Below are 25,601 nucleotides of genomic sequence, written 5' to 3'. Positions count from 1 at the left end.
CTGCTCGCTACTTTTTGCAGACCGCTTCCGTTATCATTTCATTTGAATCAGGATTATTTGCAACCAGCCTGTAATTATCCGTTTCAACCATGATTAATTGCAATCTCTTAAGTAAAAGAAATGAATCACATCACTACGACAGACTTACTCGAAAATCTCAAATGGCGATATGCCACCAAACAGTTCGATCCAGCCAAAAAAATTGCTCCAGAAATCTGGACAGCTTTAGAAGATGCGTTAGTGTTAACACCATCTTCTTATGGGCTTCAACCTTGGAAATTTCTGATTATTACCAGCTCGGAACTTAAAGAACAGCTCAAGCCCCACTCCTGGAATCAGTCACAGGTTACTGATTGCTCTCATTATGTCGTGTTCGCGATTAAAAAGAATCTCACTGCCGAGGATGTCGATCGCTTTCTGGCTCGCACTGTCGAGCTGCGGGGCGGAACCGTAGAGGCAATGGCAGGATATCGGAATCTAATCGTCAGTGACTTGGTGGATGGTGCCCGCAGTTTTAATATCAATCAATGGTCAACGCGCCAAACTTATATTGCACTGGGCAACTTTATGACCTGTGCTGCATTGCTTGGTGTTGACACCTGTCCAATGGAAGGAATTGAACCTGTCAATTACGATCGCCTGTTGGGTCTTTCTGCAAAAGGATTTACTACCGTCGTAGCTTGTGCGGCTGGCTATCGCTCTGAAGCAGATAAGTATGCTTCACTCGCAAAAGTAAGATTCCCTAAGTCAGAAATCTTAGAAACTTTATAGAACCCATTTGGTATCTTCTTGAGCGAACTATATGGTTTTGAGGGGATAGTTTTACCAGAGGATTTAATACCAGAGTCAGGACTTTAAGCTAACAGGCATCAAACCAGATACAACCTAGATACCTCAAAGGCTTGTGAGACAACAAAAAGATCCTACATGGGTTCTATAAACCCGGGATACGCTGTAAGTCGATCGCAATAGCCCACATCGGCGCACCCTAAAAAGTGATTAAGAGGCTCCGAAATTGATTTTTGCAACTTCACCGGCGACAACATTAACTGTTTGTTGAATTTGACTTCCGTCAACTTTCAACTGATAAGTTCCCGGAGAAAGCTCGATCGCCCCAAACCATCCTTTACCATCGGCGCGCAGTTGACGCACTTTGCCAGCCGCATCGATCGACTGCAATGTCAAGCTCGCACCGTCGCAAGTTCGAGCGCACTGCTGCAAATTTCCGGCGATCGCACCTGTAGTCGGCCGCGACTTCCAAGGCATATCGGGAACCGCTGCTGCTGTCGCCCACACAGGCTGAGTTTCATAGGTTTTGCCCGTCGCAGCGTCAACGTATTGACTCGGCTGCGAAAGCGCGGTGTAAAACAAATCGTTGCTTTGGGGAACGTATTTCCAAGGCTGGCGGGGCAAATCACCGGTGCCGCCCGATCGCAGTTCGACATTCGTGTACACGTTGCTGCTAGCGTAGGAATAGAGCACCGTACCTGCGACGTGATTTCCTTTCGCAGACGGCTGTTCGGCGCGACGAATTTGGTCTAGAGTGTCTTCGATGTAGTTGAGGTAATTGCCGGGGCCGATCGCAATTTGGCGGTTGTACTGGTGGTCTTTGGCGTACTCGATCCAGTTGTCGTAAGCGAGTTTTTGCGATCGTTTGTACTCGCGCTGGTAAGTCATCGGCATCGCCATGTCTACGATCCCTTCTTCCAGCCAAGCGCGCCAATCCTGCAATACTTCTTTGTAAGGCTGCGTTTGATACCACCCTGCATCGTTTTTCGGGCCGTCTCCCCAGGCGATCGTGGCGGCGGTAATTTTAACGCGCGGTTTAATCGCAAGGCTTTCTACATAAAGCTTCCGCACTAAATTTGTCACCTGGTCGCGCCGCCACTGCATCCATGCAGGATCGGTGGGTGCGGGTTTGCCCGATCGACCTGTTTGCTGATTGAAACGGGCGATCGAAGTCGGATTGTAGCCCCAAGTCGGCCCGCCGTAGCGCACATAATCCAACTGTACGCCGTCCACATCGTAGCGCTTCAGCAAGTCCAAATAGACGGAAACAGTATAATCTACGGCGTCTGGATGGCCGGGATCGAGATAGCCTTGGGCTTCCCCACCGTAAGTCAGCATCGCCCAATTGTCGCTGCCGGGGGCCGAAGGCCCGTGTTGTTGCCAAACGTGACCGGCGGGAAGTTTGGTACCCGAAACCACAGGCAGCGTCACCATCCAAGCGTGTACTTCAATGCCTGCGGCGTGGGCTTTGTCAATCAAATCTTGCAGTGGATCGAAACCGGGGGGAACGTTGGGATCGAGGGTGCGGGGTTCGATCGCACTGGTGTAAAAAGCATCGCCGCGGCGGCGGACTTGGGCGACTATGGCGTTGGCATTGGCCCGCTGCGCGTCTGCGATCAATTTTGTGACTTCTTGAGGCGTTTTGAAGCCGGGGTTGAAGGCGTCCACCCAGAAGGCGCGAAATTCGGCGGTTTGGGTTTGCGGGGGCATAGTTGCGCTAGCGCGGGATGGGAAGTTGGAGAACCAACCAGGAGTCAGCAGAAAACTAATTGTTAAGCCAATCAGGAACAAGCTTGACAAAAAGAATGTTTTGGTATTTCGCATCAGAAATGTGTGAGAGAGCGTTTAACAGTCCTTTACGGACTTTTGGTTTGAGCGTCCGCTTGACATTTTCGCACAATGGTACATTAAGTGGGCAGATCGGTAAATAGTTGAGTAATACCGCTGGGAGAGTCGAGAATGAGATTAAAATTGACTTCGGCAAAATGGGCGATATTTTCCGATCTTTCAATATAGCGGTTGAGCCAGTAAATTGAATCCGCTACACCACTTAACATAGTTTTACAGGCTAAATAGGGTTTTAATGATTTTCATTTTGGCTGTATCAATGCCGCATTCAAGTTTGGAAATTGGACTGAGGGTTTTCCACTTCCCTTTATTCGCGGTGAAGATAGCATCGGCTGTTTTTTCTGCATCTATATTTTCAAAGCCGCCTATTTTATTAGTTGATAAGTAATTGAGACGATCGAAAATTTCATCTCTAGATGCACGTTTCACACTAACTGCTTCAGGCGGTGGCGGCGGCGGTGGTGGCGGTGATATAGAAAATACTTTAGCAATAAAATCTAATCTCGCCTTAGTCAAATTACATTTGAGCTTAGTCAAAGGGATAAAATCTGACCATTGCTCGCGGTTAGAATCTACAATTTTAGTGGCAGTTTCAACTGGTTTTACATTCTTCCAATTATGCTCTTTAACTAAGTATTTAAGTACAGCTATAATAGTATCTTTTGATGCTGTACTCAGATTGACTTGGGGATTTGCTTCTCGCGCTAGAATCTTCGCTTGTTCAATATTTGATGGTTTTGGGTCAATGACAATACACCATACTAAATCTAATTTGGCTTGCTGAGCTACAGCATAGACAAAGTGATTGCTCACAACTTGATACTGATAGTCGCCTGTTTCTTTAACAATAATCGGAATCCAATTGCGATTACCTGCTTGCAATACGGCTTCGGCGGCTCCGGCAATGATAAACTCTGACTCAGAGCAGGGTTCTGCTGACTCAATCTTAGATAACTTCAAGTGCATTAACTTACCGATGTTCTCAGAATTACTCATACAAAAAATACTCCTTCGCTAATTTTAAGTAATATTCAGCGGCTTTTTTGTGTTGAAAAACCGCTGGTTTTCGAGAAAAAGCTGCACTTGAAACAACTTCATATTCTGGAACATAGAATATAGTTGTGTCCATCACCGTTTTTGTAAACTTAGGCCAATAATAGGGTAACAAACTAGGATCTAGAAAAGAAGTTTCACCTTTTTTAACTGTAAGAATTGCTTTGATTTCTACATTTAATTTTTTTTGAGAAGCCTCGGTTTCTTTGTATTTATTGAAAAAGATAGGCAAGGCAATAGGGCCACCGTCCTCCCTCAGCTTCTTAACTTCAGGTAAGAATTCTTTAATAACTTTAGCAGCATTTTTTAAAGATGAAAAGTTATTGTGTTCTGTTGGCATGAGGATTACATCGGAAGCTATCACACAGCTTTTACTAAAAAAAGTCCAGTTCGTAGGTGCATCAATTAAGATGTAATCATAATTACGAACAAAAATCTCAAGCAAATCTCGGAGCTTTGCTGAACCTTTGTCAATTTTTGCTTCATACTCATAAGTCATGAACTTCGATAAGCCTGAATCAGATGGGATTACATCAAACATCTTAACTAATTGACCTGCTTTATTCTTCAGATTAAATGGTTGAATAGTTTCTTTAACATTCAATGCTTCATCAAGCAGGCAATCAGAGAATTTGACTTTTCCCTCCTGTAAGCCTAATGAATCTGTTAAATCTCCTTGCTGTGGATCGAAGTCAACAACAAGCACTTTTTTCTGCTCTTGGCGAAGAATCGCCGCCAAGTTGATTGTCGTTGTAGTTTTCCCCACACCTCCCTTATCATTATAGATGCAAATTGTTAAAGCTTTGGGTGGATTTTCCAGCAAGTTCTTAATTTTAGTGATAATCTCAATGATATTATTTTTGGTTATCCTCATGCAGTCAGTAGCAGGCAATACGATTTTACCATGTTTGCGGAATAGCTGGATATCTGTTGAGTTAGTGATCATACCCCATTGAGATGTTTGGCACTTAGGAGCAAGAAGATAACCTGTTATCTGTTCTTTAGCTTTTTTGTACGCGGGAGTACCTTCTGCTAAGTTAATGATGGCATTTCCTGATACTCTCCCTTTAACTTCAATGATTAAATCTGGGTTAATCTTAGCCACTGAAAATTTATCATCATCGTGATTCTTGCGAGCAGCAAAATCAGCAGGACCCTTCCCTGTTTTAAACTGTTGTACCCACTCATCAGATGTGAATCCAAGCGCATTTAGAAGGCGTTTGACAAATCGATCTTCGACTTCTGGCTCTTCTGCATTCTTTGAAATACTATCTAAAACTTCATTCCAGTTGATAGTTGTCATAACTTACACCTAGAGACTTAAGTAAAATCATAACGCTTGGTTTGAGTTTGTGTCATCGTTAGCTACCTCCCGATCTACCTATATGAACAGTCAACATACTTTTGGATAAGTTATATATTTTTTAGTGCGGTTGACATTTTTGCACATCGGTGCAATTTTGGGCGAAAATAAACTGAACTCGCGATCCTCTTCGAGGGCTTCGCTAACGCACTTTTATCAAAAAATGATAGCACCTCACTTTCAAACCCTAGCCCTGCCGCATGACAGCAATTTACTCGATCGAGTAGATGGCTGGCGCCAAGAAGCAACCCGAAAGTTGCAGCAAAGCCAGAGAGGAGAAAAGGGACAATTTTTAACACCTTCATCCGTGGCAAGTTTGATGGCGGGAATGTTTGAATTTAACTGTCCCGATATATCGCTTTTAGATGCCGGTGCTGGTATTGGTTCCCTGTTAGCAGCCGTTGTTTGCGAACTTTGCCAGCGCCCAAACAGACCGCGCAGCCTGCACGTTACAGCTTATGAAATTGACCTTATTTTGATTGAATACCTCAAGCAAACTTTAGAATTGTGCAGTATTGAATGTCAGGGTTTTGGGATATCTTTTACCTGTGAGGTTCGCGAAATTGATTTTATTCAAGACAGCGCCGATATGTTGCAGCCCAATCTATTTACACAACCAGTAAAACGGGAATTTACCCATGCAATTATCAATCCTCCCTATGCCAAGATAGACGCTAAATCCCAAGCCAGAACCTTGCTGCGTTCTATAGGACTAGAAACCAGCAATCTCTACGCTGGCTTCACAGTTGCTGCTGCTCACCTGCTCAAACCAAACGGTGAATTAGTATCGATTACTCCCCGCAGCTTTTGCAACGGTTTATACTTTCGAGATTTCCGCAAAGTATTCCTTCAAATGATGGCTTTACGCCAAGTACACATCTTTGAATCCCGACAGTTGCCATTTCGCGACGATGCGGTGCTGCAAGAAACTATTATTGTGCGCGCCACCAAACAAATAGAACCACCAGATACTGTACTAATTACCTCAAGCAGCAGCGTGGGCGACGACCTGGTTTTGTCTCACCAACTGCCCTATACCGCCCTAATTAATCCCAATCATTCCGAGCAATTTATTCGGATTTTACCGGATGCTGTCAGCCAGAAAGTAGTCGAGCAAATGGCTCAATTTACTTGCACCCTAGAGGAATTAAGCTTAACAGTTTCCACCGGAAAAGTTGTAGATTTTCGTGTTCGCTCTGACTTGCGAGTAAAACCTGAGAACGGTACAGTTCCGCTGATTTATCCGGCCCACTTCTCGGCTGGCGGTGTTGAATATCCCACAGCCACGAGAAAGCATCAAGCTTTAGCTGTCACGGAAAAAACTGCTGCACTCCTCGTACCTAACCAACATTATGTTTTGAGCAAGCGCTTCTCCTCAAAGGAAGAGAAAAAGCGAATTGTTGCAGTTGTCTGGGATGCCAATAAAATTAATAGTTCTCGCGTTGGTTTTGAGAACCATTTGAATTACTTTCACCAACAGGGACGCGGATTAGACCTCACCCTGGCGCGGGGATTGGCCGTTTATCTAAATTCGAGTTTGGTAGATGCGTTTTTCCGACTGTTCAACGGACACACTCAAGTTAATGCTACGGATTTACGCAATTTGAAGTATCCTACTGTAGAGCAATTACTTTTACTTGGCGCTCAAATAGGAGAAATATTTCCTACACAGCGGGAACTGGATCGACTTGTCGAGAGACAACTGCTGAAGGCGACCAATCCGTTAGAAAATAGTCCGATGACAATCAAGAACCGTATTGATGAATCTCTAGAAATACTTGCAGCGCTGGGTTTTCCAAAAGGTCAGCTTAACGAACGTTCCGCCTTAACCCTTCTGGCTTTGCTTGACCTCAAGCCAAAGGATGCTTGGGGATTGGCAAAATCTCCACTTCGGGGAATCACAACAATTATGGAATTTATGGATCGGGAGTACAGTAAAAAATATGCACCAACTACGCGGGCAACTGTGCGCCGCCAAACGGTGCATCTGTTTCTAGATGCAGGTTTAATTGTTGTTAATCCTGACAGTCCAGAACGTCCTGTGAATAGTGAAAAAACGGCATATCAGATAGAAGAAAGTGCTCTCGAACTGCTGCGAAGTTATGGCACTTCTGACTGGGAAAAGAATGTTCGCGCTTACCTCGTTCATTTTAACGGAGAAAAAATATTGCAGGCTTATTCCAAAAAATAAAATATTTGTGAGTCCGAAGGATGCTAAAATACACTCTTCATATGGCTGCCGCTGGTATGGGAATGACATATACTGTGATGCAAGCGGTTTGATTGACCGGAATTGTCGATCGCACTCAGTAAATTAGATAAGTAACTCGCCAAAATATCTTTGCAATGGAAAAAAAGCAAAACGCTGGATTGTGGGTATCAGTATTGTATTTCGCTCAAGGTCTCCCTTACACCGTCGTTAATTTAATGTCGGTGATTTTTTTAAAAGGTATGGGAACCAGCAACGAGATCATCGGATTGACAAGTCTTTTGTCTTTTCCTTGGGTTTTAAAAGGTTTGTGGGGGCCAGTTGTTGATTTGTATTCCACCAAACGCAAATGGATTTTAGCAACCGAAATCATATGTGCTTTCCTGTTTGCTTTCCTAGCTTTTGGCGTATTAACGCCGGCACCGATTATTATATCGCTTGTTATCTTTACGGCGATCGCCTTTGTGTCAGCTACTCACGACATCGCTATTGACGGATTTTATTTAAACACTCTCAATAAAGACCAGCAAGCCTTGTTTGTCGGGGTTCGCAACACGGCTTATAGAGGTGCTGTCATTGCCGGTAGCGGTTTATTGGTGTTCTTAGCCGGGAAACTGGCCGAAAACCATTTAGTCACCGGAAATACAGGCGACACCAAAATCTATCAAAACATTCCACTGTCACTTTTCGGTTCTGATTTTAGCGTGTCTGCGCTTAACTACGGATGGGCGACAGCCTTTGGCATTTGTGCGATTATGTTTGTGCTGATATATCTCTTTCAGCGGTGGTATCTTCCCTATCCTCGAAATTACGATTTGGAATCCGACACCCCCCAACAAAGAACCAGCTTTATCGAAGCATTCAAAACCTATTTTCAGCAATATAAAATAGGTTGGATTGTGGCTTACGTTTTGATTTTTCGCTTGGGCGATGCCTTGACTTTTAAAATGGCTCCGCCATTTTTAATGGATAAAGTTGAGAAAGGAGGATTAGCAGTTTCTACGTCGGATATGGGCTTATTATCCGGTACTTTAGGGGTAATGTTTTTGTTAATAGGAGGGTTGCTTGGTGGCTATTTGATTGCTAAACAAGGATTGAAAAAATGGATGTGGCCGACGGCTATTCTGCAAAATTCGACTAACGTGCTGTATTGGCTGTTGGCAATCAATCAACCGGGGATTGAATGGGCTTATGCCGTAAATTCGATCGAGCAATTTACTTACGGACTTGGCGTAGCTGCCTATACAGTGTTCTTGATGCGGACTGTCCGCCCTGAATACGAAGCATCTCACTATGCAATTACAACGGCTTTTATGGCTGCAGGAGTGCTGATTCCGGGCGTTTTTAGCGGCTACTTGCAGGCGAGTCTCGGCTATCAAAATTATTTTTTGATGAGCGCGCTGGCTGTGATTCCCGGTATGCTGACGATTTTCTTTCTGCCCCTAGACGATGAGAAAAAATTAGCATCCATGCCCAGACCTGGACTGGACGATTTCGATTAATATCAAGTGCGATCGCTATAATTATAAGAGCCGGGCGGGGCGGGTTTACGAAGGTCTGCACTTTTTTTTCGAGATTTCGGTGAACCCGCCGTTGGAGGAATATTGATGTTTTTAATCATGGCAGAGTATAAATTGTCGGTGTTTGTTTTCCTAAAATAAAATAAGGACACAACATTGTTGTGTCCTTACCGAATATCTGTATTGCCAGCCGCCAACTAAATCGCAATAAAATCACTAGCTGTTAGCGGACTACTTGGAATGCCAGGAATACTGGCAAGAACTTCGCCATTACGGGCTAGTTCAATCGTCGTTATAAAATCTCCTGGAGTAACTCTGACTTGGTTGAAGGTCAAACCTCCGCTCAAACCGATTAAATCTTGACCCTTTTGAAAGTCTACAAGTGTATCTGTACCGGCACCTGCTCCTAACACTAATACGTCGCGTCCAGCGCCACTGATTAAGAGATCCGCACCCGCTGCGCCAATGAGTGTATCGTCTCCTTCTGCCCCGTTCAAATTGTCATCCCCTTTGCCGCCTAATAGCAGATCGTTGCCGCTGCCACCGCTGATAATATCGTTGCCTTTGTTGCCGCTGAGAGTGTCGTTTCCCCCATTGCCAGTGATAATATCGTCGTCTCCAAAACCTGATGCTGTATTGTTGGCATCGTCGCCGACTAAATTATTAATTTGGGAGGGAGCTAGAGCAGTTTGCATTGCTGCAACGTTTGCTAAAAATGAGGTTCCCGGAGTGGTTCTTAATTGCTCTAAACTGCTGCGCGATTCCAACGAGGTTCCCAAGGTTGGCAGTGCAAAGTCTAAGCCAGCTAACAGTTCTAAATAATCTGAATCTGTAAAAGTGAAATCCGGGCGGCTCAACTGGTCTACAGTGATTTCTGTCTGAGTCAAGCCGGGAGGTGGAGAAGTTAACAAACCGCTTTGCGTGTGCTTGTCCAAGACAAGTAGCGGGTTGATAATCGGGTTAGTAAATGTTTGAAGAATTACTTTGCCGGGGATAAAAGCTTCTCCTCCCAAACTAACAAAATCGCCGTTAACTATGTAGTGAGTTACATTTTTTCCTGCCCCGGCTTTCTGCTTAAATGTATTGACGGTGCTCTGATCAACTCCGGGAGAATTGAAGGTGACAATATCTCCGATAGTAGATGTAAATTCGGTGGCGGCTAGTTGCGTTATGGCACCGCCCAAGCTGTGTCCAAGAAGGTCTGGTGGCAAGCGGCTGGGGTTTTTGGCTGTATCTTGACTGATTTCTGTCAACCAATTTCCTAATGCTTGTTTGTTGGCTTCAAATTGGTTGAAACCGGCGCCGCGCGGGTCTGCGTTGGCAATATCGTCTACGAGCGAGTCCGTGCCGCGAAATACCAAAATAGGCGGTTTGTCTGGGGTGGTGGAAATTAAGCCGATCGCGTGAAATCCAGTTCCGGGATCGTCAAAAGTGCGATCGATTTGGTAGCCAGCAGCGGTCAAACCCATTTGAACTAAAGTTTGAGACTGGGGGTCGTTATCTATGTAAACAACTTGCTTGGCTATAGTTTCGTAAGCGGCGGGGGAGGAGGGCATATTTTTTTATTTCCTGTCGTTTGAGGGGTAATTAGTTTTTAAGCTACTTAACTAATTTTACTATAAACTTCGTTTATTGACCATATTAAGTGGTCATTTTTAGTAGTTTTTTAGCGGCAAATTAATAGGAATTTTTTAATAAAAAAAACCTATCGCTACAAAACCAAGGCAGGTTTTGCGCCACCAAAAATACAAATTTTGAGCACCCTAAAGCTATACAAAATCTACCCGCGTAATATCGCTGGCAATTACGCCTCTGAGAGTAGCAAGAATTTCCCCAGTAACCGGGATAGTAATTAAAGCTCCGTCACCACCTTGGGTTACTCTAACTTGAGGAAAAGTTAGACCCCGCGACAGGGTAATTAAATCTTCACTATCTTGAAAATCTAAAATCACATCTGCTCCGCCGCCGGATTCCAATACAAAGCGATCGCGCCCCGCACCACCAATTAAAAAATCGTTGCCAAACTCGCCGGAAACCAAATCGTTTCCGTCGCCGCCCTCGAAATAATCGTTATCTCTGCCGCCGTACAAGAAATCGTCGCCATCACCACCGGTGATGCTGTCATTACCTCGATTGCCTCTGAGAGTATCGTTACCGCCGTTGCCGATAACTGTATCCTCTCCAGGGCCCCCCGTAGCAGTATTGTTGCGAGCGTCGCCTGATAAATAATTCGGTTGTAAGGGAGCTAAACCGTATTGCATTTCTCTGATCAACTGCACAAAAGAAAATTCTGGCGCTGTTCTCACACTCTCTGCACCGCCTCTGCTTCTGATCGCTACTGACACATTGGGCAGGGCCAAATTCATCGCAGCTATAAACTCGTTAAAATCTGAATCGTTGTTATAAGTAAATTCAGAACTGTTTAATTGTTCTACGGAAATTTGCCTCTGCAAAAAACCGACGGGCGGAGTAGTTAACAAATTTTCAGTTCGATGTTTTGCCAAAACAGTTAAGGGATTAATACTCGGATCTGTAAAACTTTGGATAAATACTTTACCCGGGATAAATGCTTCGCCAAACAAGCTGACTACATCTCCGCTGGTAATGTAGTGAGTGACATTTTTGTTGCCTGCCCTGCTGAGATTTCTCCGAAAAGTGTTAAATGTACTCACTGATACTCCCGGAGAGTTGAAAGTAAAGATATCGCCGGTCAGAGATGTGTATTCGGTTGCTACAATTTGAGCGACAGCTCCGCCCCAACTGTGTCCGATGACATCGGGCAATAATTTGCTGGGGTTTTTACCAGTATTTTGACCGATTTCTGTGAGCCAATTTTTGATATTATCTTTGTTCTTTTCAAATTCAGGTAAACCAATGTCCCGCGAGTCGGAAAAGATAGCGTCGCCGTCGATGAAGTCTGTACCTTTAAATACGAGGGCGGGCGGGTTTTCGGGATTGGATGAACCGAACCCGATCGCATAAAAGTTTGTTTCTGGGTCGTCGAATATGCGATCGATATAGTAGCTATTAGTATCTAGGAAAGTCGAAACTTGATTTTGCGCGCTCGGCTTTTGATTCAAAAAAACAATTGATTTAGCTAGAGATTCATAAACAGCAGGCGAGGCACTCATAATATTAGATTTTCTGTTTGTTGGTATTTGCGATCGCTCTCTTGTTGAGCTAATTGTCCAATGGTAGCAATTATAGCTGACAAGATTTGTATGGTACACTTGATAATATCAACTCAAGAATTAAGTTTTTGCGGTTATGGGTATCATTCGTCAATACATTGCTCCATTGATAGCGGTATTAGTATTTTTCGCGGCTCTGGTAGCAGTCAGTGCTCGCATCTTTTTGCCTGGTGACATGGCTGCCCCCGCACCGATTGAGGAAGCGATCCCCCAAAAGCAAGCGGCAGTAGTGAATCCAATTTTCTTGGGGCTAAATTACTCCGCTTTTCGTGTCCGCTGAGCTGATGTCTGCTCAACTAATACCGGGCTACCGGCTGCGCTCAGGATCGGGACTCGATCGGGCAAAACTGGTAAAGTTTATGCACCGGACTTACCAAGAGCTTTACCCGGATGGGGAATTGGGACATTTGGCTCAAACTGTCGAGCAGTATTTTTCTAACCAGACGCCGGTTTGGTGGGTAGAGTGCCAGAAAAACACCCAGGAAGAGGCAGAAATTTTGCCGGCGCTTCCCTCGCAGTATCTCAATCCCCAATCTCAAGCCCAAAATCTGACATCGGTTGTCGGATGTTTGTGGTTGGGAAATGCGATCGACCAAACCACCGGAGAACGCTACGCTCACATTTTTTTGCTGTACGTAGCACCGGAACATCGCCGTCTAGGAGTAGGTGCAGCTTTAGTTATTCATGCTGAAAATTGGGCGCGGGAAAGAGGCGATCGGCAAATTGGTTTGCAAGTATTTCTGAGCAATCAGCCTGCGGTGAATCTCTATCAAAAATTAGGCTATCAAACTCATTCCCTCTCGATGCTCAAATCCCTTTGAAATATAAATTCTACTGGTTTGGAATCAGGGCAAAAGTCCTGATTCATTCCAATTATGAGGACTTCTGTCCTCACTACCAACTTAAGTAACAGCAGAGATATTCCTTTGTAGTAAGGATTTTAGTCCGGATTCATCCAAATTATGAGGACTGAAGTCCTCACTAGAAACTTAGGTGACAGCAATTATGAGGACTGAAGTCCTCGCTATTAACTTAGGTGACAGCAGAGGTATTTGTTTGTAGTAAGGTACTGCGCGCGCACCCTACAATTATTGACTGCGGACTGCTGAGTGCTGACTGAGTTGCTTAGGAGCATCCTCTGTGCGGTAAAGTTTTTTTATGAACAATAACGACTACTCCAACGCCCTTGATACTGACACGGAACTGGAAAGCCCTTTGGATCATTTTGACGAATCCGAACCCCCGCTGCCAGATCCCGAGGAAATGCTGCCTTTGCTGGAATCCCCGGAACCTCAGCACCGGATGATTGCTGCGCGGGCTTTTTGCGAACTGCAGGACGATCGAGCAATTTCGCATTTAATTAATTTATTGAGAGACGGTTGCCCCTTGGTGCGAGTGAGCGCGGCTTATGCGTTGGGGCGAAATCCGAGTCCCGATGCTGTGGAACCGCTGATTGTTCAGCTTAACCGCGACTGGAACGGTTACGTTCGCAAAGGGGTAGTTTGGGCCTTGGGAAATTGCAGCGACCACCGCGCTTTGCCATCTTTAATTGATGCTCTGAAAACAGATATTTCGGCGGTGCGTTTGTGGGCGGCGAGTTCTCTGGGTCAAATGGCAAAAGTTGGTTACTATGTGGTGATTGCGGCGATTCCGCCGTTGATTGAAGCGCTGCGGGGAGATGCTGTGTCTGCTGTGCGGAGCAACTGCGCTTGGGCGATCGGGCAACTGGCACGCGAATTGCCGAATAATATAGTGTACGCTGGGGCGATCGATGGTCTGATTGAAGCTTTAGAAGAAGATGAAGATATGGGCGTGCGGGAAGATGCTAAATCTTCGCTATTGCGAGTCGGCGACCCGCGCGGATTGCAGATTATTGAAGATTTAGAAATGGAAGGACTTTTGTGATTTAAACGCCCCAATTACTAATTACCCATTACTAATTATGCCTTTCATCAGTGCTAAAACAGATTTTGGTTTCAAAAAAATCTTTGGTTCGCCCCAGAGCAAAGACATTTTGATTAGCTTCCTCAATGCTATGCTCTATGACGCACAGCCAACCATTGAAGACTTAGAAATTATTGACCCTTACGCCGCGCCGAGCGTTACTGGATTAAAAGACACTTACCTGGATGTTAAAGCCAAAATTACAGGCAACAAAACTGTGATTATCGAAATGCAGGTAATAAATGTAGAAGCTTTTACTAAACGGGTAGTGTACAATGCCGCCAAAACCTACGCAACTCAACTCCGACCCAGGGAAGGATACTCTAAATTAAATCCTTTGATTGCTTTAACAATTACTGATTTTATTCTCTTTGAAAATACAGAAAAATTTCTCACTCATTTTGTATTTAAAGAACTCGAAGAAAACTTCGAGTATTATAACAGAGAAATAGAATTAGTGTTTGTCGAACTTCCCAAGTTTAATAAAGAACTGGAACAAGTCGAAAACCTAATTCAAAGCTGGATTTATTTTATCAAAAATGCTCCCCTCTTCGATGAAATTCCGGAAAAGTTTGCAACAATTCCCGAAATTCAAACAGCTTTTTCCATCGCCAGCAGAACTAATTTAACCCTTAAGGAATTAGAGGAATTGGAAAAGCGGGAAATGTTTTTTGAAGACCAACGCGGTGCTGTTATTAAGGGGATGCAAGAAGGTCGTAAAGAAGGCATAATTGAGGGGCAAACAGCATTAATCCTGCGTCAAATCGCGCGGCGCACTGGTGAAATCCCACCAGAAATTCAAACTCGCATCCAGCAGCTATCTCCCCAACTCTTGGAAGATTTAGGAGAAATCTTGTTAGATTTTACCAGTCAAGAGGATTTGATAGCTTGGCTTGACTCGGCTTCAGCATGAATTTATAACTTTTGCACTCCTGATACTAAATCCGGCTTTAATACCCCCTTCATTCTTTATTTGCCACAGGCGGACTGTGTTTGTGTAATAGCGGTTTCAACCGCCGAGTTTCTAATCTAATAAGTCGGGTTCCCGACGCACAATCATGTCATAAAGCGGTTGAAAGCTAAACCATCCCATACGGTGAGACCCTACTTGTTGCTGTGTCAAACGCGCACATTCTGGCTTGATGAGAATAGGTTTTCCTGCTGCTTCGGCCATTAACTGCGCTTGACAAGAACGTTCCATTGCAATAAACCACCAAGCCGCTTCATCTACTGTTTGACCTACTGTTAACAGTCCGTGATTTTGTAAAATAATAGCTTTTTTCTCACCTAAAGTTTTGGCGATGCGTTTAGCTTCTTCGATTTCCAAAACAACTCCGGTGTAATCGTCAAATAAAGCTTGGTCTTCATAAAAAGAACAAGCATCTTGCGTCAGCGGGTCAAGCAGGCGGCCCAAACTCGACCAACTTTTGCCGTAGGGAGAATGAGCGTGGGCTGCTGCGATTACGTCGGGGCGGGCGCTGTGCACTTGAGAATGAATGGCAAATGCTGCTTCGTTTACTGGTTTATTTCCTTCAACAACTTCGCCTTTGTGGTTGACTAAAATTAGGTCGCTGACTCGAATTAAACCAAAGTGCATTCCAAAAGAATTGACCCAGAAATGGTCTAGGTGTTCGGGGTCGCGGACGGTGATGTGTCCGGCAATTCCTTCGCTAAATCCGAAGCGGGCAAATAATCGAAATGCGGCGGCTAAACGCTGTTTGCGGTGGCGGCGTTCTTCTTCAAGTGAGTTGAATGTTGGGGGTTGAAAAGTGACTTTGGGGATTTTTAATGCGACCATATATTTTATTTTGTCATGGGAAATGGATAATTGTTAATTGTGTGGCAGGCATCTTGCCTGCCCTACTGACTGGCGACTTCACTAAGGCGCAAACCTGCGATGTTTTTGCAGTCAAAGGTGGCGTTGTTGCCGGGGCGACGTTCTATTAATTCGATGATTTGTCCGGCGGGGTTTTGCAGAAACCACTGGGTTAATGAGCCGTAGTCTAGAGGACGCTCTGATAGCGGTTTAAAGTTTTTATTTTGCCATATTTTAGCAGCATTCTGCACGTTTTCGACTCGAAGCGCGACGTGGTGAACTGCTTCTAATCCTCTTTCTTGCTGGAAACGGTTTTTTTGGTCGCCGGCTGCGTGGGGCGCATCTAATACTACTAAGCCGCCCGCTGGCATTAATAAGGTCATTAAATGCAGCCACAAGTCGGAGGGAACGTTAATGTTTGTCGAACAAAAGTTAATCGGGAACAAGTCTGGCCCTTCGACAATTTTGGCGCCGAAGGGGCGAAAAGATTTGGCGTATTTTTCGAGTGCGCTGCGGCTGGGAAATGTGATGACAAAGTGGTCGATCGCAACTTGTTCGTCGTACAGGTGTGTTTCAAACGTCCAGGTTGTTAAAAATTCGGGAGTGATAAATTGGGGGTTGAATTCCAGCAAGCCATTTTTTTCGATGAAAGGTGAGTCAAGATGGCCCTCAAGGTTGCGATCGAACTCTAGGGTTTTTAGATTCAAGTCTTTCATGTATCTCACCCAATGTTAAGTCCGCCAAACTGCGAATTTTGTCTACAAGCTGAAGTGGACACACATTTGGTGCGCCTTAATTCAAAAATAACACAAAATTTAATATAGGCGAGCCGATCGCCCGATCGCAACTCCCAAACTTTTACACAGCAAGTATTCCCCAATCTAAAATCTAAAATCTAAAATCTAAAATCCGATGGTTTGCCGATCGCCAAACCGGCCAACCACGCCGTAGTCCAAGCACTTTGGAAGTTGAAACCGCCCGTCACGCCGTCGATATCCAAGATTTCGCCCGCAAAGAAAAGTCCGGGACAGCGGCGGCTTTCCATTGTCTTGAAATCGACTTCTTTGAGATTGACACCGCCGCAGGTGACGAACTCTTCTTTAAATGCGCCTTTTCCGGCAATCTGATATTCGCCTTGAACGAGTTCTAGGAGGAGGCGATCGAGGATTTTGTTAGATAAGTCTGCCCAGCGTTTTTGCTCATCAATGCCGATCGAACTTGTCAAACGTTCCCAGAGGCGGCGCGGCACCGGAAACGGACAGCTAGAAACAATCAATCGGTGCGACAACTGCGACTTAACCGCTAGCAGTTGCTGCCGCAAAACTTCCGCATTGTACTGGGGAAGCCAATTAATCAGCACAGATGTTTTATAATGGCGATCGTGCAAAAATCTCGCACCCCAAGCCGAAAGTTTGAGTACAGCAGGCCCGCTCAAACCCCAGTGAGTAATTAGCAAAGGCCCGCTTTGTTCTAATTTAGCTCCCGGCAATTTCACCTTAGCATTAGGAACAGAAATTCCGGCTAAATCTTTGATTCTGCTGTCGGAAATATTAAAAGTAAATAGAGAAGGAACGGGCAGTTCTACAGTATTACCTAACTCTTTTGCCCACTTATAACCCGATGGATTGCTGCCTGTAGCGAGAAGAATGCGATCGCACTTAAAACTCTCCCCCGACTTCAACTCAATTTCAAACCTAGGGGCGGTATCCCCTTGTTCGCCCTCTGCGTTATTCCCGGTTAATTTCTTTACTGAAACGACTGCATCACCCGTGCGAATTTTCACGCCTGCATCCTCAGCAGCCCGAATCAAACAGTTAACAATTGTCCCCGAATCGTCGGTGATCGGAAACATTCGCCCGTCTTCTTCGGTTTTCAACTTCACACCGTGACTGGCAAACCATTCTACAGTATCGCGGGGTTGAAATCGAGTAAAAGCACCGCGCAGAGCTTTCCCTCCTCTGGGGTAATTCTGCACTAAAACACCGGGGTCAAAACAAGCATGAGTCACATTGCAGCGCCCGCCGCCAGAGATGCGAACTTTTGCCAGGAGTTGCCGGCCAGCTTCTAGTAAAGTGACGCGGGCCTGCGGGTAGGTTTGGGCACAGGTAATTGCACTAAAAAAACCCGCTGCACCGCCGCCAATGATTGTAATTTTGAGGATTCGATCGGACAAATTTTTTCTCGCTTATTCTGGTTCAAAATCGGATTTTGCCGCCCCGCAAGTGGGACAAACCCAATCGTCGGGGATATCTTCAAAGGCAGTACCGGGAGCTATGCCTCCGTCGGGGTCGCCTTCTGCTGGATCGTAGACGTAATTGCAAACTGTACAAACGTATTTTTGCATTTGCTTAACTCAATTTTTTATTGTAAGCCTATAGATTGTACTTGACAACGCAACCTAGTGCAATACCACTTTCAAAAAGTAATGAGACTTTCTGTAATTCCCAAGTCTTTACGAATTAAGTTTTGCACCATCTTCAAATCTAAAATCTCAAATCTAAAATCGTCAAAGCCTCCAGAACCGCAGTTCTAGAGGCTTGAGCGTATTTTTTATTAGTTTGCTGCGATTGGAAGACTAGACTTTTGCTAAAGGCTTAGTCCAAACGCCGTTTTCATCTTCTTCGTACTGCTGGTGAATGGCATTCCAAGCGGTGTGTTCCGCTTGTATCGAGTCGTTGCTTTCATCAAATGCGGCGTTGTATGATTCCATAAAGGTTTTTTGAGCAGCTTCCGACAGGTGCGATCGCACTTCTGGAGACAAGTCTGCCGGACTATTGCAGCGACCTTTGACGGCGCGCGGCAGCGTCATTTCGCTAACTGAAACTTCTTCGCCACCTGCACTTTCTAGCAAGAGTTGAAATTCGCCCGATTTATCTGCGGGAACTTCTGCCATCACGAGAAATTCGCCTGCTTCAACGCGGGTTTGATAGATAGTTGCTTTGTCTTCCGGCATTCCCAAAGCGACCAAAGCCGAAACTAGACCCGCACCGGCCGAACCTGCGATCGCGCCGCTAGCTGCACCCAACAGTACCGCACCCAGCGGGCCCGCCGATACTACTGCACCGACAAAGGGAATAAACAGCACGCCGACGCCTGTTAGCAAACCCAAAAAAGAACCGAATAAGGAACCAAAAATCGCCCCGCTTCGCAGACCGCCTAATATCACATCTTTTTTAGTAATAAAGCCGGCAATTTTAGTTTTAGATTGAAAGTTTTTTCCCATTACTGAGATGTGGTCGCGGGAAACTCCGCGATCGAGCAACCGCCGAATTACACCGTCTAATTGTTCTTCTTCCTTAAATACGGCTGAAACTGTGCGTTCGGCTAAATATTCCTCGGTCATTGTTCCTCCTTGATGGTTGGTAGATTAGCTGTGCTAGTTTTTAGTATAGGAAGACACTGTAGGGTAAGCGCATCGACCCCGAGATAGAGGTCGATTAATGGGACATAGTTTGAGGCTCTATCAAAAGAGTTAAGAGATTTTTTAAGTAGTGATCACTCAGCTATTACAGATAGTTATTAACCTCTCATATAACCTTACTAATATTATGATTATATTCTCTTTTAACGGTTTGAGTTGGATTATGTATTCAGATTTTCCGGAGTCAAAATCAGCCTTTTATGCTGCTATATCCGCGTCGAGTTTGTCTTGATTCGCCAAAGAATAGGCTAGTAAACCATAAATTTGTGTTTGCGATCGAGTCAAGTGCGGTTTTTGATCAATGATTTGTTCTGGAGTCAGCCTAGCATTAACATCAATAGCAATATTTTTTACGGTAATTCGGGTTTGGGCGATGCGCGGGTGGGTGCCGCAAGTTCCCGGCGTGCTGACAATTAACGTTCCAATCTCAACGGTAGTTGTCATCTTTACCTAGATTAAGTTAACTTTATTTTATTGTAACGCAGCTTCATTTCTACCCGATCGCATTTATCAAGGTTAATCAATGCCATTAGCACCCCTGTTTCCTGTCGTTCATCCCATCCTAAAATCTGCTTTTCCCAGATGTCTGTGGACTGGAGATATCAACAGCCGAGAGATCGCCCTCACATTTGACGACGGGCCGCACCGTCAGCACACACCTCAACTGTTAAAAATTTTAGATAAATACGACATCAAAGCTAGTTTTTTCTGGCTAGGTTTTTGCGTGGACAGGCATCCAGAAACGGCTAAAGAAGTGTACGATCGCGGACACTGGATCGGCCTCCACGGCTATCAGCATATATCGTTTCCCAAACTAAAAACCCACGAACTCAAACAAAGTTTAGAAGACACGCAGAAAGCAATTGCCAAAGCTTGCGATTTAGACCCACAATTAATCCTGGACGTGCGGCCACCCAACGGCATTTTTACGCCGCGAACATTAGAGTTATTGCAACAGTGGGAATATCGCCCTGTAATGTGGAGTGTCGTCCCGGAAGATTGGGTGCGACCGGGGGTGAGGAAAGTTATTAGTCGCATCGTGCAGCAAACTGAAAACGGATCAATTATTGTACTGCACGACGGCTATTGCGGCGGTGAAGATGTTGCAGCTTCGGCGGATAAAATAATTCCATTGCTTTTGTACAAAGGTTACAAATTTGTGACTGTCGATAGACTGTGGGAACAGACCAACATTCAAATAACAGGACATTAAGTTAATGAAAAAAAGACAGTTTATTGCATCTCTTTGTTTGGTAAGTGCCGGATGGGCGATCGAGCTTTCTCCTGCTTCCCTAAGCGCGGAAACTCCACTTGTAGTGCAGCAGCCAGCCCCTGGCGTATCCGCGCCTGCCCCCAACTCGAAAACCCCGCAAGTGGAACTGCTAAATCCGGGAGTGGAACCACGACAGGAACTGCGTTTAAAACCCGCTATCGATGTCAAAGAAACAACTGTTATGACCGTAAAAACGGATATGGAAATATCCGCATCCGGTCGGTCTTCGCCTGGGGCTAAAATTCCAGTATCGGTGATGACTTTCGAGACAAAAGTCACTAAAATTGATCCCAATGGCGATATTCACTACGAGTTTGCTTATACTAACTCAGATATCGTCGGCGATACCGGAAATATGCCACCAGCCGTCCGAGATGCCATGCGTTCCGCACTCAAAAGCATGGTGGGAGTGAAAGGCTCTTTCATCATGGACAATCGCGGTTTTCATAAAGGAGGTGACATTATTTTGCCCGAAGGAGCTGACAACAACCTCAAACAAATGGTTGGACAAATGTCTAAATCTCTAGAACAACTAGCCTCGCCGCTGCCTGCCGAAGCAGTCGGAAAAGGAGCCAAATGGCGCGTTTCTTCTTCCTCTGATTTCAGTGGCATGAATGTGAATGACATTGCTACCTATGAATTGGATAGCTGGCAAGATGGAGTTATGTCTCTGAATGTAAGTATAGAGCAGCAAGCCAACCCCCAAAATATTACCTCTCCCCAATTGCCTGCTGGAACTACCTTAAGCCTCAAATCTTTTAGTTCTCAGGGCCGGGGAAAAGTTACAGGGCACTTGGATAGATTAATTCCTTTGCGCTCTAGTGTGTCTATTAGTTCAAATAGCGAAATGAGTGTTAAAAATGCTGGCAGCTCAGAAGAATCAACAATCACCACAAAAATGGCGATGGAGATGACTTTAGAGTCGAAGTAAGCTTTATTATAGGAACTAGAAAAATTAGGGACACGGCACTGCCGTGTCCTTAGTCGCCGGTTAACTTGTAATAAATGGTATTAAATCAGGTTAATATACCTGATATTATATAAATTTTAGGAAAGTTTCAATCGCCAATTTGTAAGTAGAGGAGTCTGTTCTATGATTCGATCGCACAGATGGCAAGCTATCATCGGTTTACTGGTAGCCCTGGGGATAATCATCGGGAATTTAATGTTTCCGGGTCTGAATGTAGCGCCGGCATTTGCTCAAGCCAAATTTAAGGATGTTAACGACCATTGGGCGCAAGCTTGCATAGAGGAGTTAGCGCAGAAAAAAATCATCAGTGGCTATTACGAAGACGGCACTTTTCGCCCGAATCGCCCCGTCAGCCGCGCTGAGTTTGCGGCGATGGTTCGCATGGCTTTTCCCGATGCCAAAACCGTCCGCGCTCCGATTGACTTTGCAGATATTCCTACAAATTACTGGGGTTTTAAAGCAATTCGAGAAGCTTATCAGACGGGTTTTATGTCTGGATACAGTGGCAGTATCTTTAACCCCACTTTGAATATTACCCGCTGGCAGGCTTTGGTAGCTTTAACCAGCGGCTTGAAATATACACCTACGGGGTCGGCGGCTGAGATTTTGGATGCGACTTTTGAGGATGCGCGGGATATTCCGGAACTGGCCAGAAGTGCGATCGCCACGGCCACAGAAAAACAACTTGTGGTCAATTATCCTGCGGTTAAACAGCTAGAACCTACTCGGAATGTTACTCGCGCCGAAGTCGCAACTTTTTTCTGTCAGGCGATCGCCAAACCCGGCCAAAGTGCCTTAGTTCCTGCCGAATATATCGCCCAAGTTCCGGCGAATATCGGCCCGCCGAGAACAACAGAAATCTCGGAAGCGGGGAAAGTTCGGGCGGAAGTTTCTTTCGTAAAAGAAGCAGAAAATGCTAAAAATCTCCGCATCAGAATTATCCGCGACGGTAAAACTTTATTAGAAGAACCAGTGCTGATTCCGACTCGCTCTCTAGTAGATAATCCCGACAAAAGAGCCAGCGAAGAAATATCAGAAGGACGTTTTTTATCGCTGCGAATCCGTGATTTAGACGGGGACAAAGAACCGGAAGTGCTGGCAGATTTAGTGTCAATCAAAAGCGGCGTCCGATGCTGCAATTATTCGTTTATTTACCGCTACGAATCGGGGGCTAACAAGTACAGTCACATCAAGCATTTTTGGGGCAATGTGAGTTACGAAATAGTCGATTTTGGCAAAAATGATATCCCAGAGTTTAAGAGTCAGGACGGCAGATTTTCCGAGGCTTTTACAAATTACGCTGATTCTCGCTTTCCGCTGCAAATTTGGCAGTACCGCCAAGGTAAAATGCAAGATGTTAGCAAACAGTATCCGGTGGAAGTATACACGAATTCTGCTGAGCTTTGGCTGGAATCTAACAAGCGTCTGAGTGAAAATGGGGAGGTGAAAGGGGTGTTGGCGGCATTCATGGCGAACAATTATGTCATGGGCCAGGAGGCGGAAGGTTGGCAGTTGTTGGAGAGGGTTTATCAAGGACGCGATCGCACTCAATTCTTTGGAAAGTTGCGGGAGTTTTTGGTAAGTACGGGTTATGCTAGTAAGTAGATTTGGAGGTGTTTAACCGCTGATTTAAGCGGATTAACGCGGATAATATCTGTAGGGGCGGGTTTGACGAATAATATCTAATTCCTACTAATAATATTACTCAACCCGCCCCCATACAACAGATAACCCACGTCAACTATTCATCCAATTTCTCGTCACATATTAATTTTTTTAAATAAAGTAAATTACTAAAAACTTGTGAAGAAATACCAAAAATAGTTGCTTTTTGAAGCGCCAAGCTAAAATAAATATAAAATCTCATAAATTTAATCACTGAAAATGGTATATCCATCTGCACCTTGGAATCTGCAAGGTTATGCTGTTGAGACTTTACAATTGGTAGATGTGGCACGAGTGCGCCCCTTGGTTCGCTCTGAGTTAGAAATTGTCTCTTTATTGCCAGGAAAAACCCTAGGTGGCATTTATATATCCTCCTACGGGTTGGGTTCGGTGATGGAGTACAATGAGTTAATTGTCGTTAGCGCGATCGTCAATTATGCAGGAAAATGGGGTGCTTGGATTTCCCATATTTATGTAGACAATCCTAACTCGGTAGCCGGCGGACGGGAAATTTGGGGACTTCCTAAAGAATTAGCTCAATTTACCTGGGAAGGCAGCGAGTCGGTAAAGGCAGCACCGCTAGGCTACCGCGTCACAGTTCGCCAAGAAAACCGTCAACTGTGCAGTCTCAATTACAGCAAGCAAACTTTAGCTTTACCGCTGCCTTTTAGCGGAAATGTTTTCAGCGCTGACCGCAGCAATTTGCTGTTGTTTAAAGGAGGATTACAGTCTCGCATCGGTTTGATTAAAGGCGAATTAGAAGTGGCCGAAGAAAGTCCTTTTGCCAGTTTAAACTTAGGCCAGCCCTTGCTAACTTTTGGCTCCGAAGATATGCGTTTAACAGTCGCTGCGCCGGAAGTTGTGGGGAACAAATCCCTTGAATTCAATTATTAGCTGTAAAGTGCGGGTATTCGCCGTAAACCTAAAAAAACCGAACAGCCAGAAACCCGGTTTCTTGAAGAAGCCGGGTTTCTGGCGCGGGGTATTAGTTTGATCTACTTACTAATCTTTTTGAGGACTTACGCATCAAAAGGCTAAAAACCCGGTTTCTTCTTAGATGCCTCGTTGCGGCACCCCATATTCCCCTACAAACCGGGTTTTTTTTCGTAAGCCCTATTTTTAAATGCCAGCCCCCGGAGCGGCTTCAGCACCCATGTCTAAAATTGTACCGCGAAGGAAATCAATTTGCTGCTGGAAATCCATGCCCTCAATCTTTCCTAATAAAGCTTTTCCTGCGTCGGGAAGTTGATAGTCGGGAGGCACAGGAATAATAGTTCCTTCGTCCATTCCTACCGCGAGGAAATACCAAAAAGCCAGCTTGGTTTCAGGACTCATCGAGCCGTACATCCGGCTGATTTCAGTATTGGCTTTTGAGGCAATGTCGCGCATTACTTGTAGTTGTTCTTGGTGGGGCAGAGGCTTGACTTGATCGAACAAACCCTGAGCGATGTCGGAACCGGAAGCACCGGGAGCCGCTGGCGTTATTGACTTGCCCATTTGGGTGTAAACAAACCACAGCAAACCTAATTGGTCGTCTACACTCAACTGCTTAATATCTGCTTTTCCTTGGTCGTAAGCACTGGTAGTAAAGGTCATTCAAGCCTCCAAAATAATATGTATTGCTCAGTTTTCTTATTTGTGAGAAAACTTTTGTTTGCTACTTAAGTTAAAGTACCTAATAAATAGTGATGCTAGAATCTTGCTTAAGACAGAGATGATCCCGGACATAAGTTCGAGGAGTAAATTTACCAAAATTGGGAAAATTTGCAACCAAAGGATGAGGCAAATTTGACAAGATTGTTGTGGGCTGTACTCGTAATTAGCATTGTTTAGCCGATCGACGATCGCCTATAATCGCAACAGACCTCTATTTAGGTGGCTGTTATGTCGATCGCAACTGCAAAACGCTTCACCATAGCGGAATATCACCGCCTGACAGAACTGGGGTTCTTTGGTGAGGACGATCGAGTTGAGTTAATTAATGGAGAACTTCTAAAAATGGCAGCTAAAGGTACCGCTCACGAAACCTGTCGGAGAAGATTATTGCGGGAATTAAGCGCCATAGTAGCAGAGCGGGCAACTTTACAGTGTCAATCTCCCATCGTTTTACCGACAAACAGCGAACCTGAACCTGATTTTTCGCTCGTACAAAATCGCCCTGACGACTATCTATCCTCTCACCCCTGTCCAGGGGATATACTGTTGCTGATTGAGGTTGCAGATTCTTCTTTGAGTTACGACAAACAGGTTAAGCTCCCCCTTTATGCTGAAGCCGGAATCTGTAACTATTGGATATTTAATTTATCACAAACTTGCTTGGAATGTTACAGCGAGCCGTATCAGAATGCCCCTGGCCAATTTGGTTATCGCAGGACGCTGATTTTTCTGCCCAACGAGTCTGTTAATCTGCCTTATTTTCACGACTTGGCGCTCGATTTATCGAGAGTGTTTCCGCCAACTATAGAATCCTGAAGGACTCTGATATTCTTCCAAAGAAAATAGGCTGGCAAACAGCCAGCCTAGAATCAGGAGAACTTTA

General features: G+C 44.9%; 24 protein-coding genes and 1 pseudogene. 12 read left to right on the top strand and 13 right to left on the bottom strand.

The features are described from left to right. Positions 1 to 120: 120 nt before the first annotated feature. On the top strand, positions 121 to 771 hold the full coding sequence (locus tag QUB25_RS06100; protein WP_333182390.1) for an NAD(P)H-dependent oxidoreductase: 651 nt from the start codon (positions 121 to 123) through the stop codon (positions 769 to 771). 228 nt (positions 772 to 999) lie between these two features. On the opposite strand, the gene QUB25_RS06095 is transcribed toward QUB25_RS06100, so the two are convergent. The 4 genes and pseudogenes from QUB25_RS06095 to QUB25_RS06080 all read right to left on the bottom strand — a co-directional run bounded on the left by QUB25_RS06095 (position 1,000) and on the right by QUB25_RS06080 (position 4,993). Next, entirely contained in the window at positions 1,000 to 2,589 is a 1,590-nt protein-coding gene (locus QUB25_RS06095; protein WP_333182389.1) for a family 10 glycosylhydrolase, read from the bottom strand. A gap of 116 nt (positions 2,590 to 2,705) precedes the next feature. Continuing rightward, positions 2,706 to 2,846: pseudogene (locus QUB25_RS06090) on the bottom strand (alpha-E domain-containing protein); the annotation flags it as partial. Positions 2,847 to 2,850: 4 nt separating this feature from the next. Next, positions 2,851 to 3,633, bottom strand: a complete 783-nt coding sequence (locus QUB25_RS06085) for a hypothetical protein (protein ID WP_333182388.1) — start codon at positions 3,631 to 3,633, stop codon at positions 2,851 to 2,853. Next, entirely contained in the window at positions 3,626 to 4,993 is a 1,368-nt protein-coding gene (locus tag QUB25_RS06080; protein ID WP_333182387.1) for a ParA family protein, read from the bottom strand. Before QUB25_RS06080 ends, QUB25_RS06085 begins: the two co-directional genes overlap by 8 nt. 223 nt (positions 4,994 to 5,216) lie before the next feature. Between QUB25_RS06080 and QUB25_RS06075 the strand changes: the two genes are divergently transcribed. Together QUB25_RS06075 and QUB25_RS06070 are read left to right on the top strand one after the other, a co-directional pair. Continuing rightward, positions 5,217 to 7,244 (top strand): Eco57I restriction-modification methylase domain-containing protein, encoded by a 2,028-nt coding sequence (locus QUB25_RS06075; protein WP_333182386.1) that lies wholly within the window; start codon positions 5,217 to 5,219, stop codon positions 7,242 to 7,244. 155 nt (positions 7,245 to 7,399) lie between these two features. Then, positions 7,400 to 8,764 (top strand): MFS transporter, encoded by a 1,365-nt coding sequence (locus tag QUB25_RS06070; RefSeq protein ID WP_333182385.1) that lies wholly within the window; start codon positions 7,400 to 7,402, stop codon positions 8,762 to 8,764. Between the two features lie 215 nt (positions 8,765 to 8,979). Here the strand turns inward: QUB25_RS06070 and QUB25_RS06065 are convergent, their stop codons facing one another. Then, positions 8,980 to 10,338, bottom strand: a complete 1,359-nt coding sequence (locus QUB25_RS06065) for a calcium-binding protein (RefSeq protein WP_333182384.1) — start codon at positions 10,336 to 10,338, stop codon at positions 8,980 to 8,982. A 213-nt stretch (positions 10,339 to 10,551) separates the two neighbouring features. Further along, positions 10,552 to 11,913 carry a calcium-binding protein gene (locus tag QUB25_RS06060; protein WP_333182383.1) on the bottom strand — a complete coding sequence of 454 codons (1,362 nt, stop codon included), beginning with the start codon at positions 11,911 to 11,913 and terminating at the stop codon, positions 10,552 to 10,554. Between the two features lie 136 nt (positions 11,914 to 12,049). Between QUB25_RS06060 and QUB25_RS06055 the strand changes: the two genes are divergently transcribed. The 4 genes from QUB25_RS06055 to QUB25_RS06040 all read left to right on the top strand — a co-directional run bounded on the left by QUB25_RS06055 (position 12,050) and on the right by QUB25_RS06040 (position 14,830). Next, a complete protein-coding gene (locus QUB25_RS06055) occupies positions 12,050 to 12,253 on the top strand; it encodes a hypothetical protein (RefSeq protein ID WP_333036629.1) in 204 nt (67 codons plus the stop codon). 4 nt (positions 12,254 to 12,257) lie between these two features. Then, a complete protein-coding gene (locus tag QUB25_RS06050) occupies positions 12,258 to 12,794 on the top strand; it encodes a GNAT family N-acetyltransferase (protein ID WP_333182382.1) in 537 nt (178 codons plus the stop codon). A 337-nt stretch (positions 12,795 to 13,131) separates the two neighbouring features. Beyond that, a complete protein-coding gene (locus QUB25_RS06045; RefSeq protein WP_333182381.1) occupies positions 13,132 to 13,878 on the top strand; it encodes a HEAT repeat domain-containing protein in 747 nt (248 codons plus the stop codon). A gap of 37 nt (positions 13,879 to 13,915) precedes the next feature. Further along, complete coding sequence (locus QUB25_RS06040; protein WP_333182380.1) at positions 13,916 to 14,830, top strand: Rpn family recombination-promoting nuclease/putative transposase; 915 nt, start codon at positions 13,916 to 13,918, stop codon at positions 14,828 to 14,830. 111 nt (positions 14,831 to 14,941) lie between these two features. Here QUB25_RS06040 and QUB25_RS06035 read toward each other — a convergent pair whose 3' ends face one another. The 6 genes from QUB25_RS06035 to QUB25_RS06010 all read right to left on the bottom strand — a co-directional run bounded on the left by QUB25_RS06035 (position 14,942) and on the right by QUB25_RS06010 (position 19,598). Next, complete coding sequence (locus tag QUB25_RS06035; RefSeq protein ID WP_333182379.1) at positions 14,942 to 15,715, bottom strand: class II aldolase/adducin family protein; 774 nt, start codon at positions 15,713 to 15,715, stop codon at positions 14,942 to 14,944. A 62-nt stretch (positions 15,716 to 15,777) separates the two neighbouring features. Beyond that, entirely contained in the window at positions 15,778 to 16,449 is a 672-nt protein-coding gene (locus QUB25_RS06030; RefSeq protein ID WP_333182378.1) for a hypothetical protein, read from the bottom strand. Positions 16,450 to 16,628: 179 nt separating this feature from the next. After that, positions 16,629 to 17,894: an NAD(P)/FAD-dependent oxidoreductase gene (locus QUB25_RS06025; protein ID WP_445251932.1), complete on the bottom strand. Its 1,266-nt coding sequence runs from the start codon at positions 17,892 to 17,894 to the stop codon at positions 16,629 to 16,631. 24 nt (positions 17,895 to 17,918) lie between these two features. Continuing rightward, complete coding sequence (gene rd, locus QUB25_RS06020; RefSeq protein ID WP_333036615.1) at positions 17,919 to 18,077, bottom strand: rubredoxin; 159 nt, start codon at positions 18,075 to 18,077, stop codon at positions 17,919 to 17,921. Between the two features lie 231 nt (positions 18,078 to 18,308). Then, on the bottom strand, positions 18,309 to 19,076 hold the full coding sequence (locus tag QUB25_RS06015; RefSeq protein ID WP_333135748.1) for a ChaB family protein: 768 nt from the start codon (positions 19,074 to 19,076) through the stop codon (positions 18,309 to 18,311). Positions 19,077 to 19,352: 276 nt separating this feature from the next. After that, positions 19,353 to 19,598, bottom strand: coding sequence for a DUF433 domain-containing protein (locus QUB25_RS06010; protein WP_333182376.1), 246 nt, complete (start codon positions 19,596 to 19,598; stop codon positions 19,353 to 19,355). Positions 19,599 to 19,677: 79 nt separating this feature from the next. Between QUB25_RS06010 and QUB25_RS06005 the strand changes: the two genes are divergently transcribed. The 4 genes from QUB25_RS06005 to QUB25_RS05990 all read left to right on the top strand — a co-directional run bounded on the left by QUB25_RS06005 (position 19,678) and on the right by QUB25_RS05990 (position 23,956). Further along, complete coding sequence (locus QUB25_RS06005) at positions 19,678 to 20,367, top strand: polysaccharide deacetylase family protein (RefSeq protein WP_333182375.1); 690 nt, start codon at positions 19,678 to 19,680, stop codon at positions 20,365 to 20,367. Between the two features lie 4 nt (positions 20,368 to 20,371). Further along, positions 20,372 to 21,358: a DUF6263 family protein gene (locus tag QUB25_RS06000; RefSeq protein WP_333182374.1), complete on the top strand. Its 987-nt coding sequence runs from the start codon at positions 20,372 to 20,374 to the stop codon at positions 21,356 to 21,358. Between the two features lie 162 nt (positions 21,359 to 21,520). After that, positions 21,521 to 23,002 (top strand): S-layer homology domain-containing protein, encoded by a 1,482-nt coding sequence (locus tag QUB25_RS05995; RefSeq protein WP_333182373.1) that lies wholly within the window; start codon positions 21,521 to 21,523, stop codon positions 23,000 to 23,002. Between the two features lie 279 nt (positions 23,003 to 23,281). Continuing rightward, positions 23,282 to 23,956 (top strand): acetoacetate decarboxylase family protein, encoded by a 675-nt coding sequence (locus QUB25_RS05990; protein ID WP_333182372.1) that lies wholly within the window; start codon positions 23,282 to 23,284, stop codon positions 23,954 to 23,956. 225 nt (positions 23,957 to 24,181) lie between these two features. Here QUB25_RS05990 and QUB25_RS05985 read toward each other — a convergent pair whose 3' ends face one another. After that, complete coding sequence (locus tag QUB25_RS05985) at positions 24,182 to 24,658, bottom strand: orange carotenoid protein N-terminal domain-containing protein (protein WP_333182371.1); 477 nt, start codon at positions 24,656 to 24,658, stop codon at positions 24,182 to 24,184. 288 nt (positions 24,659 to 24,946) lie between these two features. Here QUB25_RS05985 and QUB25_RS05980 point away from each other — a divergent pair, with 288 nt between their 5' ends. Beyond that, positions 24,947 to 25,534, top strand: a complete 588-nt coding sequence (locus QUB25_RS05980; RefSeq protein ID WP_333182370.1) for a Uma2 family endonuclease — start codon at positions 24,947 to 24,949, stop codon at positions 25,532 to 25,534. Positions 25,535 to 25,601: the final 67 nt, after the last annotated feature.

Source organism: Microcoleus sp. B3-D7, assembly GCF_036705305.1.
Classification (GTDB): Bacteria; Cyanobacteriota; Cyanobacteriia; order Cyanobacteriales; family Microcoleaceae; genus Microcoleus.
The sequence above is the reverse complement of the archived record's forward strand: the minus strand, read 5'-3'. Positions and strand labels throughout refer to the sequence as shown.